The organism is Bradyrhizobium sp. AUGA SZCCT0177, assembly GCF_018130125.1.
GTDB lineage: Bacteria > Pseudomonadota > Alphaproteobacteria > Rhizobiales > Xanthobacteraceae > Bradyrhizobium.
Genome location: NZ_JAFCMA010000006.1, coordinates 17,144 through 29,031 on the forward strand (window position 1 = coordinate 17,144; position 11,888 = coordinate 29,031).

12 protein-coding genes and 1 pseudogene are annotated in these 11,888 nt (G+C 60.0%); 2 read left to right on the top strand and 11 right to left on the bottom strand.

Annotated features, from left to right (window positions below; all coding sequences use genetic code 11):
- Positions 1–164 precede the first annotated feature (164 nt).
- Positions 165–383: a hypothetical protein gene (locus JQ597_RS08720; RefSeq protein WP_212263802.1), complete on the top strand. Its 219-nt coding sequence runs from the start codon at positions 165–167 to the stop codon at positions 381–383.
- Between the two features lie 103 nt (positions 384–486).
- On the opposite strand, the gene JQ597_RS08725 is transcribed toward JQ597_RS08720, so the two are convergent.
- From JQ597_RS08725 to ocd, 6 genes and pseudogenes are all read right to left on the bottom strand, one after another.
- On the bottom strand, positions 487–1,551 hold the full coding sequence (locus JQ597_RS08725; protein ID WP_212263803.1) for a ketopantoate reductase family protein: 1,065 nt from the start codon (positions 1,549–1,551) through the stop codon (positions 487–489).
- Between the two features lie 215 nt (positions 1,552–1,766).
- A pseudogene (locus JQ597_RS08730) lies at positions 1,767–1,922 on the bottom strand (fumarylacetoacetate hydrolase family protein); the annotation flags it as partial.
- Positions 1,923–1,951: 29 nt separating this feature from the next.
- A complete protein-coding gene (locus JQ597_RS08735) occupies positions 1,952–3,031 on the bottom strand; it encodes a ketopantoate reductase family protein (RefSeq protein WP_212263804.1) in 1,080 nt (359 codons plus the stop codon).
- 106 nt (positions 3,032–3,137) lie between these two features.
- Complete coding sequence (locus JQ597_RS08740; protein ID WP_192734339.1) at positions 3,138–3,566, bottom strand: CBS domain-containing protein; 429 nt, start codon at positions 3,564–3,566, stop codon at positions 3,138–3,140.
- A gap of 205 nt (positions 3,567–3,771) precedes the next feature.
- The gene (ctlX, locus tag JQ597_RS08745) at positions 3,772–4,701 is read right to left on the bottom strand and encodes a citrulline utilization hydrolase CtlX (protein ID WP_212263805.1); all 930 of its coding nucleotides are present in this window, start codon (positions 4,699–4,701) and stop codon (positions 3,772–3,774) included.
- A 1-nt stretch (position 4,702) separates the two neighbouring features.
- Positions 4,703–5,758, bottom strand: a complete 1,056-nt coding sequence (gene ocd, locus JQ597_RS08750) for an ornithine cyclodeaminase (RefSeq protein WP_212263806.1) — start codon at positions 5,756–5,758, stop codon at positions 4,703–4,705.
- A gap of 133 nt (positions 5,759–5,891) precedes the next feature.
- Between ocd and JQ597_RS08755 the strand changes: the two genes are divergently transcribed.
- Entirely contained in the window at positions 5,892–6,329 is a 438-nt protein-coding gene (locus JQ597_RS08755) for an Lrp/AsnC family transcriptional regulator (protein ID WP_212263994.1), read from the top strand.
- A 123-nt stretch (positions 6,330–6,452) separates the two neighbouring features.
- Here the strand turns inward: JQ597_RS08755 and oxlT are convergent, their stop codons facing one another.
- The 5 genes from oxlT to JQ597_RS08780 form a co-directional block, all read right to left on the bottom strand.
- Positions 6,453–7,745 (bottom strand): oxalate/formate MFS antiporter, encoded by a 1,293-nt coding sequence (gene oxlT, locus JQ597_RS08760; RefSeq protein ID WP_192734343.1) that lies wholly within the window; start codon positions 7,743–7,745, stop codon positions 6,453–6,455.
- Between the two features lie 243 nt (positions 7,746–7,988).
- Entirely contained in the window at positions 7,989–9,491 is a 1,503-nt protein-coding gene (locus tag JQ597_RS08765; protein ID WP_212035307.1) for a tripartite tricarboxylate transporter permease, read from the bottom strand.
- Positions 9,492–9,549: 58 nt separating this feature from the next.
- Entirely contained in the window at positions 9,550–10,044 is a 495-nt protein-coding gene (locus JQ597_RS08770) for a tripartite tricarboxylate transporter TctB family protein (RefSeq protein ID WP_212263807.1), read from the bottom strand.
- An 84-nt stretch (positions 10,045–10,128) separates the two neighbouring features.
- Entirely contained in the window at positions 10,129–11,139 is a 1,011-nt protein-coding gene (locus JQ597_RS08775) for a Bug family tripartite tricarboxylate transporter substrate binding protein (protein WP_212263808.1), read from the bottom strand.
- 532 nt (positions 11,140–11,671) lie between these two features.
- A complete protein-coding gene (locus JQ597_RS08780) occupies positions 11,672–11,809 on the bottom strand; it encodes a hypothetical protein (RefSeq protein WP_212263809.1) in 138 nt (45 codons plus the stop codon).
- Positions 11,810–11,888: the final 79 nt, after the last annotated feature.

Sequence of the window (11,888 nt, forward strand, 5' to 3'; positions counted from 1 at the left end):
CGGCGGCGCTTATTCCTTGAAGGGCGACCACCGGAGCCCGGCCAACCGCCTTCAATTCGTAGGTGATCAAAATCACGGTACGTCCGGGAGCGCTGAGGCAGGTTGCCATCACGGGCCGCTTATGCCCGGAACATCAACCCCTCTAGCGAACGGATTGGATGATCATGAGCAATTCCCTGAATCAGAACACGGGCGCTGACTGCGAAATCCTCAGCCTCGCGCAACTCGAAGCCGTCAGCGGCGGCCGCATCGGTGGCGGCATCTTCGGCGACAAGGTCGTCATCATCGGCTGCACGACGCAGCCCCCGTTCGGCGGTTATCCCCCGGGAACGGTCACCTGGAATCCCTGGATCGGCCAGCCGTATCCCACGCCGATTTTCTAAAGCAATGAGGCAGCCGATGCCGGTTGTTGGCATCCGGCTGCCGCTACGGGCCTGACGAAGCCGCACGCTCAAAGCGTGCCGGCTGCGCCTGCGACGGCGCCGGTCACGCCGAGCCGGTTCCGCTCCCCACGATCTTCTCGCTCAGCTTCTGATCGACCACCTGCACCGTGTTGTCGATCTCGGCGTTGGGCGCGCCGAGCTGATGCGAAATCAGCTTCACCAGCAGGTCGACCCGCTCAATGAACGGCGCGCCAGCGGCCACGGCTCGGGCCGCCGATGAGGGCTTGAGCAGGCTTTCCGCCGCCTTGGCATATTTCTCGAACGGCACCTGATCTGTCGGGTCGGCGCCGAGACGCCGCGCGATGCCGTCGACATGCTCATAGATCGATCGCGACAGTTTCAGATCACCATGCACCGCGTCGCGGATCGACTGCGGTTCGTTCGGCGTGATGCAGCGGTAATTGCCGGTCAGCAGCATCGACCATTTGGCCAGCGGCACGAACAGCGAGTCGAACACCTTGAGCTTTACCGGAACGTCCTGGCCATCCAGCTTCACCGCATCGATGTCGGCTTCCAACTCGCGCAGCAGCTTATTGTGTTTCTCGTCTTCGAATGCCGCTGCCTTGAAGTTTGTCGGCAGGCCGACATGAAGGATGTTCGCGGCCTCTTCCGGCGGGCGGAAGGCCTGCGGATCGGGCGAGCACAGCGACACCAGTCCCGGCTTGAAGCGCTCCCATACCAGCGCGTTGGTGTAGGCCTCTTCGAGGTCCATGTCCGCCAGTGCGGGAATCCGTTTGAGATAGGGCAGCGGCGGCATGTTCATGATCGACAGACAAGGCAGCTTCGCCTCGGCGATCTTGATCATCAGCACCCGGATGGTGTGGTTGGTGTATTGCGGCTCCTGCATCGCAAGGCCAACCAGATCGTAACGGGACAGGTCGACCTCGGCAGGCGTGACTGCGTCGAGCTTGCCCGGCAGGTCGCGCGAAAAGATCGCCCGGTGCGCCTTCTCGTCGCGCAGCTTGATGCGAACCTCAGTGCCGTCGCGGTTGATCAGTTCGGCCGTCTTCTTCCGGCAAACCAGGGTCACGTTGTGACCGGCCATCAATAGCTTTGTTCCCAGCAACGAGCCGTAGGAAGCTCCAAGGATCAGAATGTTGCGCGCCATACTCTCTCTCTTCCACCGGTTGTGCTGGGTTATGTTTTGACGTTTCGCCCCACGCCTGGCCTTCGAGAATTTCCCGTCCACGATCCACGTTTGGAGGCGGAGAGACGGGGTAGGCCTTATGTCACCCGGGGCAGCCCCTTCTGGCGAGGAGCGGCCGTGCTTATCGCAAGTCGGCTGGCATTACAAATGCCAATTGGGCCCCGAGGTGCCGCCGTTTACCGCCGGAATTCATTGGTCAGTTCGCCAATGCCGTCGATCGCGACGGTCACGGTGTCGACCGGCTCCTTCATGACGCCGCCGCCGACTGACGTTCCGCAGGCGATCAGGTCGCCCGGCGACACCGTCATGTCGTGCGAGATCTTGCTGAAGAGTGCCACACGTGGCTGAGGGCTTTCTCGAACTAGGTTTGGAGCGCGTCACTGCGAGCCGGCTCCGGCAGCTTGATCCTCTCGTTCAGTTTTTGATCCACGGTCTGAACCGTGCGGTCGATCTCGGCATTGGGTATGCCGAGCTGATGCGAAATCAACTTCACCAGGAGGTCGACCCGCTCGATGAACGGCGCGCCGCTGGACACCGCACGCGCTGCCGACGATGGTTTGAGAAGGCTTTCGGCCGCCTTGGCATATTTTGCGAAAGGCACCTGGTCCTTCGGGTCCGCCCCCAGACGTTGAGCAATGGCATCGACGTGGTCATAGATCGACTGCGAGAGCGTCAGATCATCGTACACCGCGTCGCGGATCGACCTCGGTCCGTTCAGTGTGACGCAGCGGTAATTCCCGGTTAGCAGCATCGACCACTTTGCCAGCGGGACGAAAAGTGAATCGAACACCTTGAGCTTCACCGGAACGTCCAGCCCATCGAGCCTCACCGCGTCGATGTCGGCTTCCAGCTCACGCAACAGGACATTGTGCTTCTCGTCTTCGAAGGTTGTGGCCTTGAAGTTTGTCGGCAGGCCAACATGAAGGACATTCGCCGGCTCTTCCGGCGGGCGGAAGGCCTGCGGATCGGGCGAGCAGAGCGATACCAGTCCCGGCTCGAACCGCTCCCATACAAGCGCATTGGTATAGGCCGCTTCCAGGTTCGCTTTCGCCAGCGCCGGGATCCGCTTGAGATAAGGCAGCGGCGGCATGTTCATGATCGACAGGCAGGGCAGCTTCGCATCGGCGATCTCGATCATCAAGACCTCGATCGCATGGTCGGCGTATTGCGGTTCCTGCATCGCAAGGCCGACCAGATCATAACGCGACAGGTCGACGTCGGCGGGTGCAACCGCGTCCAGATTTCCAGGCAGATCGCGCGAAAAGATCGCCCGGTGCGTCGCCTCCTCACGCAGCTTGATACGGACTTCGGTGCCGTCGCGATTGATGAGTTCGGCGGTATTGCTTCGGCAAACCAGGGTCACGTTGTGACCCGCCATCAAAAACTTTGTCGCCAGCAATGAGCCATAAGAGGCTCCAAGTATCAGAATGTTGCGCGCCATACTCTCTCTTCCAGTCCTTTTCGTGGGCGCACCACTCCTCCGGCGCGGGTGGCGCCGTTTGCGAAGAGTTACAATCTGTGGTGCGGTGCGACGCTCGAAGTCGTTGTCAGGCCGAAATGGCCAGCTGAGCGTTGGCTTCCTCGTCAAACGCGGTCGAGATGTCACGGATGCTGACGACGCCGATCAGGCTGTAATTCTCGAGCACCGGCACATGGCGGATGTGGTGCCTGTTCATGAGATGGCGAACGTGCTCGAGCGAATCCTGCGAACTGCACGACACCAGCTGCTGCACCGAGATGAATTGCGAAACCTTGAGATTGGCGCCGGCTGCGCCATACTCGGCGATTGCGCGAACCACGTCGCGCTCGGTGAACATGCCGACGGCCGTATTGCCCTCGGTGCGAACGACATCCTTGACCACCAGCGCGCTGATATTGCTGGAGCGCATCAGTTGCGCGGCGATGGCAACCGTCTCGTTCATGCGAACCGTTGCGACACGGGCGGCTTTCTTGCGCAGGATATCTCCGACTTGCATGGCAACCTCCTTGGGGTGGATTATGCGCAATTCTGGTATACATAATACCATAAGTCAACACCGAAAAGAACAGGCATCTGCGCACGCGTCGTGCACAGAAATAGGCAGTATTACTGACATTATCGGAGATTTAGCGAGGGAGGGCGAGACGATCCGGCAGCGACGAAGAGCTGATCTGAGGCGATCAGGTATACCAGAGGCCAGTCTATCTCGGCGCCAGATGAATTCCCGCAAGCGTGCAGCGGACCGAACCACCGGCTCTTTCGATCGTGGGGATATCGAGTGCGACGGGTTTGGCGCTTTCCGAGATCATGCCGAGCTGATCCTTGTTAAGCGAGGCAAGCGCCGTCGTCGAGAGGGCCAGGTTTCGACCATCGTTTCCCTGAAGTTCCAGGGCGTTGCCGGCGAATTTTGAAATCTGTTCGTTCGCGAGCGCGATAACACTGCGGCCGGAACGCTCCAGCCTCGTAACGACCTCCCGCCGTCTTGTGAGGTCAGTCATCATGTCCAGTCCCATCAGGGCGAAGTCGGTCGCGATGCACATCAGGACGTTGGTGTGATAGATCGCGACTCCATTATCGTCCCGCGCATCGAAGACCATCGGCTCGAAATTGAATTGGGTCGAAAAGCGCTCAAGCGCAATCGGATTGGTGCGATCCGAGCGGACCGCATAGGCCACACGGTCGATATGATCGAGAACCATGGCGCCGGTCCCCTCAAGAAACAGCCCGTCGGGCTCGAGACCCGAATAGTCGATAACCTCCTGCACCCGATAATGGCTCTTCAGCATTTCGATGACGTCGATGCGACGCTCGCGCCTGCGGCTGGCAGCCTTCATCGGATAGATCGCCACATGACCGCCGGCGTGGGTGGAGAACCAGTTGTTTGGAAAGACCGCATCCGGCGTGTCGGTGCCGGTGCTGTCGAACAGATGCACGTTCACACCATGGCTGCGAAGCGTATCGGCCGCTTGGGTGATCTCAGCGTAGGCCGTCAACGAGAGGTCATCCTTCGGGTCCGGGCAGGCCTGGAAGAAATTGTCGGTGGCGGTCTCGGTATTCACCGTGAAGTGCTGCGGACGAACCATGATCACCGCAGAAGGTGCCTGGACGGAGTATGGAATGTATCTTGCCATCCTAGGCCTGCTCTGCGCGCAGCAACATGCCAAACAGGTCGCGGGGCTCATCGGGATCGGCGATAATGTCGAGGTCCTGGTAAAACCCCGTGCCTCTGAGCTTGTCACGGACATAGCGAAGGGCGGAGAAATCCTCGACCGCGAAGCCGACGCTGTCGAACAGGGTGATCTGGTTTGCATCGCGGCGGCCGGTCGCGTGTCCCGTGATAACCTGCCAGAACTCAGTGACGGGGTAATCTGCATCCATCTGCTGGATTTCGCCCTCGATGCGGGTCTGCGGCGGATATTCCACAAAGGTATCGGCGCGCAGCAAGATATCGCGATGCAGTTCGGTCTTGCCCGGGCAGTCGCCGCCGATGGCATTGATGTGAACCCCGGCCGCAACCATGTTGTCCGTCAGGATCGTCGCATACGACTTGTCGGCGGTGCAGGTGGTGATGATCCCTGCACCTTCGATCGCGGATTGCGATGATGTGCAGGCGGTGACAGTCAGACCCATGCCGGAAAGGTTGCGAACCGTCTTTGCCGTCGCCTGCGGATCGATGTCGTAGAGCCGGATATGATCGATGCCGACCGCGGCTTTCATGGCGAGCGCCTGAAACTCGGCTTGCGCGCCATTCCCTATCATCGCCATCGTGCGGGTACCCCTGGGCGCGAGGTGCCGCGCCGCCATGGCCGAGGTGGCTGCGGTCCGTAGCGCCGTCAGCAGCGTCATTTCCGCGAGCAGCACGGGATAGCCGGTCGAGACTTTCGCCAGTAGGCCAAAGGCCGTCACGGTTTGCAGGCCGTGCGCCATGTTCTTCGGGTGGCCGTTCACATATTTGAAGCTGTAGATTTCGCCATCGGAGGTCGGCATCAACTCGATCACGCCTTCGCCGGAATGAGATGCAACGCGCGGCGTCTTGTCGAACGACTCCCAGCGACGGAAATCTGCCTCGATGACGTCAGTGAGTTCGCTGAGCAGGGTCTCGATGCCGATGTGATGCACGAGGCGCATCATGTTCGCGACACTGACGAACGGCACAAACGCTTTTTCCGATGGAAGGGGCGAAGTCATTGTCGGGTTCCGATCGCACATGTTTGATGGCGAAGGATAGCGACCGCACATGTTGGCCGAAATATCAGTTTTGTGCTATTTCGGTCATAAAATTGGGCAATTTGTACAGTTCTATTGCTACACTGGAGCAGAGATGGCCGCAGCAAAGTTTGCACCGGATGATCTGGATCGCCGGATCATCGCCCACCTTCGGACTGATGGACGCGCTTCACTGACCAAGCTTTCCGACGCCCTCGGGGTCGCGCGCGGCACGGTGCAAAACCGGCTGGATCGCTTGATCGAGACCGGTACGCTGCTCGGCTTCACCGTCCGCGTACGGGAGGATTACGACGTCAATACCATACGTGCCGTGATGATGGTCGAGGTCGTCGGAAAATCGACCACCCAGGTCGTGCGAAAGCTACGCGGCCTGACGGAAATTTCAGCGCTGCACACGACCAACGGCAACTGGGACCTTGTCGCCGATATCCGGGCGGCGAGCCTCGCAGATTTTGACAGGCTTCTTCGCGAGGTGCGGATGATCGATGGCATCGCCAACAGCGAGACCAGTCTTTTGCTGAGCACGGTTTGACCAGGATGTGGACGCGTCAGCGCGAAGCCACCGTCAGGTATGCAGGTTCAGGAGCCCCACAAAGCGAAAGCGCGCCCATCCCGCAGGGATGAGCGCGCCTGTCGTCGGATCTGGTAGCGCAGGTTAGGTGGACGCCTTCGCGTTCGCGACCACCACCTTGCGCCATGGCTTGAGCACGAAGATCGCCAGCAGCGAGGCGAGGATGTTGGCGCCCGCCGCGATGATGAACACGCTGTCCCAGGTGCCGGACGATTGCTGCATGTAGTTCGCGATCGGAACCAGCAAGGCTGCCGTGCCCTTGGCGGTATAGAGCAGGCCGGCATTGGTGGTTGCGAATTTGGCGCCGAACGTGTCCGTGCAGGTCGAGGGGAACAGGGAGTAGATCTCGCCCCAGGCAAAGAACACGAAGCCCGACAGCAGCACGAACCAGATCGGATCGTGGCCCCACATGTACAGCGCCCAGATGCCGACGCCTTCCATGCCGAAGGCGATGAACATGGTGTTCTCGCGGCCGATCATGTCGGAGATCCAGCCGAAGAACGGCCGGGTCAGGCCGTTGAGGACACGGTCGATGGTCGCGGCAAACGTCACCGCGGTCATCGTTACCGCCATCAGCGTCACCGGTACGCTGTCGACCTTCCAGTCAACGGCGATCGGCTTGAGGTTGGCGGTGACCATCAATCCGCCGGCGCCCACGATCACGAACATGAAATACATCAACCAGAAGATCGGCTGACGGATCACCTCGGTCGGCGCATAGTTGCGGCGGCTCTGGATCACGTTGGCGTTCTGGATCACGGCCGGGACTTGCCCTGCTTTCGGCGAGAACATCAGGAAGGCGAGCAGCACGATGATGATGCCTTGTCCGAGGCCGAAATAGAGGAAGGTGGTCTGGAAACCGGAATCCTTGATCATCGCCTGGATCGGGGCGACCGTCAGCGCGGAGCCTGCGCCGAAGCCGGCAGCGGTGATGCCGGCGGCAAGGCCGCGCTTGTCGGGAAACCATTTCAGCGCGTTGCCAACGCAGGTGCCGTAGACGCCACCGGCGCCGATGCCCGCGATGATCATGCCGAGATAAAAACCGTTGAGTGTTTCTGCCTGCGCGTTGATCGCCCAACCGACGGCGCAAAGGACGCCGCCGACGAGAACCACGATGCGCGGGCCGTATTTATCAACGAACCAGCCTTCGACCGGCACCAGCCAGGTTTCGAACAAGACAAAGAGGGTGAACGCCCACTGGATCGACGCGCGATCCCAACCGAATTTTTTCTGGATGTCGGGGACGAAGAACGTCCAGCCATATTGATAGTTCGCGATCATCACCATGGCAGCGACGCCGATCGCCAATTGCGTCCAGCGGTAGGTATCGCTGACGCGGGCTACTGCAGGGGCCGCTCCTTGAACTGTGTCCGTCATCTTCCCTCCTATGTGCGCTGTTCTATCGCCCGACAGCTCTAAGGAAGGAGTTTGGTATATGATATGCCAGTAGACAAGAGAAATCTTGACTAGATGTCGCAGGTTACTCGATTTTTTCGTGGATGTCTTTTTCCTCAATCCTCTTGGAATATACTGCAATCAAAAAGACTTAGCCGCCGGATCGCTTTACGATCCGGCGGCTTTACAAGGTCGAAAAATATTTTTGTCTGGTATTTTTAGCCGTCAGGCGACCGAATGGGGACGCAAGCGGCTATAGCCTTCCTGGATCGCGGACCAGAACAGCGCGATCAGTCCAAGCACCATGATCGTGCCGACCAGCGAGTTCGAGAAGAACACGCCGAGCGAACCTTGCGATCCCAGCAGCGATTGCCGGAAGGCTTCCTCCGCCTTGTCGCCGAGCACGATGGCAAGCACGAGAGGGGCGAGGGGATAGTTGCACTTCTTCAGGAGATAGCCGACCACGCCGAACACCAGCATCAGCACGACGTCAAAGGTTGAGCTGTGGACCGAATAGGCGCCGATCGCGCACAGCACCAGAATGAGCGGCGCAATGATGCTGAACGGCACGCGCAGGATGGCGGCGAAGATCGGCACGCAGGTCAGCACGACGATCAGGCCGACGAGATTGCCGAGATACATCGAGGCGATCAGTCCCCAGACGAATTCCTTCTGCTCGACGAACAGCATCGGACCCGGCTGCAGGCCCCAGATCAGGAGGCCGCCGAGCAGCACGGCCGCGGTCGGCGATCCCGGCACGCCGAGCGAAAGCATCGGCAGCAATGCCGCGGTACCGGCGGCATGCGCCGCGGTCTCCGGCGCGACCACGCCCTCGACCTCGCCCTTGCCGAAATTATGGCCGTTCTTGGAGACCCGCTTGGCGATGCCGTAACTCATGAATGACGCCGGCGTGGCGCCCGCGGGCGTGATGCCCATCCAGCAGCCGATCAGGCAGGAGCGCAGCGAGGTCACCCAATACTGCGGCATCTCCTTCCAGGTCTGCAGGACGACGCGCAGGTCGATCTTCGCCTTGCCGCCACGGAAGGCCAAACCCTCTTCCATGGTCAGCAGGATCTCGCCGATGCCGAACAGGCCGATGACGGCGATCAGGAAGTCGAAGCCGTTGAGCAGTTCAGTCGACCCAAATGTCAGCCGCAATTGTCCGGTGATGGAATCGAGGCCGACGGCCGCGAGCGCAAAGCCGATCATCATCGCGGCGATGGTCTTGAACGGCGGCTCCTTGCTCAAGCCGACGAAACTGCAGAACGCCAGGAAATAGACCGCGAATTTTTCCGCTGGACCGAAGCGTAACGCAAAACTTGCGACCAGCGGCGCGACCAGCGTGATCATGATGACGGCGAACAGCGCGCCGACGAACGAGGAGGTGAAGGCGGCGGTCAGCGCTTCGCCGGCCTTGCCCTTCTGCGCCATCGGATAGCCGTCGAACGTGGTCGCCACCGACCAGGGTTCACCGGGTATGTTGAACAGGATGGACGTGATGGCGCCGCCGAACAACGCGCCCCAGTAGATGCAGGACAGCATGATGATCGCCGATGTCGGCGGCATGCTGAAGGTCAGCGGCAACAGGATCGCGACGCCGTTGGCGCCGCCCAATCCCGGAAGCACGCCGATGATGACGCCGAGCACGATGCCCAGGACCATCACCATGATGTTGAATGGCTGCAGGGCGACCGCAAAGCCGTGAAAAAGATTGACGAGTTCTTCCATGCTTCAAGTCCTGCAAGCGTTGAGCTAACGACGTGACAATTCCAGCGACACGAGATTTCTAGAGACCGAGCCATTCCTCGATCGGTCCCTTTGGAAGCGGGACCAGAAACCAGCGTTCGAAAATCAGGTAAGTGACGATCGGCATGCCGAGCGCCACGGCGGTGACCACGAGCCAGCTGTATTTGCCGAGCCATCGCATGAACCAGCCGATGAAGATGATGGAGGCGAGATAGAGGCCGGTGAACGGCATCACGCCGACATAGATCGCGGTCGGTATGACGACGCTCAGGACCTGGCGCAGCTGTCCCCATTCCGCGAACAGCCCGTCGTCCCCGTCACGCAGCCCGTTCCACAGATTGATCGCGCTGGAGGCGATAATGAAGATCCCGATGTAGAACGGGAAGAAACCGGCACGCGGTCCCTCCGCACCCCAATTGATTCCGGCCTTCAGGCTGCCGTAGACGACGATCGCGCCGAACAACGCGATCAGCAGCGTGACGCCGGCTTCCACGGCCTTGTGGGTCGGGCCGGCGTGCGGGCTATTCGTAGTCATTCAAACTCCATCCGGAATCACGGTTCTGGGTTCGCAGCGCTTCATGCGCTGCGCATTCGCCGGTGTACGCGACGTGACTAAAGGTCAGTTTCCGGGGGTAGCGAGGAAACCGGCTTCTTTCATCAGGGTTTCGTGGCGCTTCTCTTCCGTCTCGACCCATTTGGCGTATTCAGGCCCGGTCAGGAACGTGGTGTTGAAGGCGCCGCTCTTCATGAAATCCTGCCACTCCGGCGTGGCCCGCACCTTCTTGAACAGCTCGACGTAATATTCGACCTGATCCTTGGTGGCTTTGGGCGACATGAAGATGCCGCGCAGCATCAGATATTCGATGTCGAGGCCCTGCGACTTGCAGGTCGGAATATCCTTCCAGCCTTTGCCGTCCGCGACGACTTCGTCATAGGCCATCTGCTTGCCGTCGAACACGCAGAGCGGACGAAGTTTGCCGCCGCGCCATTGCGCGACTGCCTCGATCGGATTGTTGACCGTTGAATCGACGTGGTTGCCGACCAGCTGGACCGCGACTTCTCCGCCGCCCTTGTAGGGAATGTAGGTGAACTTGGTGCCGGTCGCCTTCTCGAGCGCGACCGTGATGATCTGGTCTTCCTGCTTCGATCCGGTGCCGCCCATCTTCATGCCGCCGGCGGGTGCCTGCTTCACGGCATCGACGTAGTCCTTGACGGTGGTGTAGGGCTTCTCGGCATTGACCCAGAGCACGAACTCGTCGAGCGCCAGCATCGCGACCGGCGTCATGTCCTTCCAGCTGAAGGGAATGCCTGTCGCAAGCGGTGTCGTGAACAGGTTGGACAGGGTGATGATGATCTTGTGGGGATTGTTTCCCGAACCCTTGACGTCGAGAAAGCCTTCGCCGCCGGCGCCACCTGACTTGTTGATGACGACCATCGGCTGCTTCATCAGGCTGTGTTTTGTCACGATGCCCTGGATGGTACGAGCCATCTGGTCGGCGCCGCCGCCGGTGCCGGCGGGTACGATGAATTCAACCGGGCGAACCGGCTCCCATGCGGCGGAGGCGGTCATAGTGCCCGCGCCGAACACGGCAATCGCGGCTAACGCGGTCTGCAAGACAGAATGCTTCATTTGACGTACTCCCCGTAAAATTTAAATGCGCCGTTCTTTGCCGGCTTTGTCTTTAACTCAACTCTTAACTCAACACTTCTGATCCAGCCGGATTTCCCCACTTGTCCAATTATCTCATGAGGTTTGGTCAGATGGCATTGCAGGTCAGGGTTGCAGACCTTTGTGAACTGTAAGCCTGACCGCTCGGCGCAGCATCCGCGTCTTTCGGATAAGTCTGAACTGCGAACCGCGGCACCGCCTGCTGATATCGCCGCCTAGGCGCCGAAGAGCCTGCCGCCATCCTCCTGATCGCCTCCGTTCGTTGTTGGGCCGGAACGCTTGGAGGACATATTGGTATGCGATATGCCAATACTGCAAACGAATAATGATGCCAGAGCATAGCTCAGGCTAATTTGTCGCAGTTGGCGCCTGGCCCGGAGTGCTTAGGGGCGATGCCAAAAAAAGGGGCCCCGGAAAACCGGGGCCCTTAGTCTGGGAGGAAACCTGAAGTGGTCGAGCCTGAAAACGCAGTCTCTACTGCGCCTTAGCGTGCTCAGAGACCGAAACGGGGGAGGTCGCCGTTGCGATTGGCGATGCGGGTGCTCGCGGTCAGCAGGCGGTCGATGGAAGCCATCAGCCGGCCAAAGAAACTGCTGGAGGGTACGAGGCTGATGGAGGCGGTCTTGGACATTTGGTCCCCTTTTCTGAGTCGCGGAGTGGTTCCGCTTCGTGATCTGAAGGGAATTTATGTATACCAGATGCCAGAAACA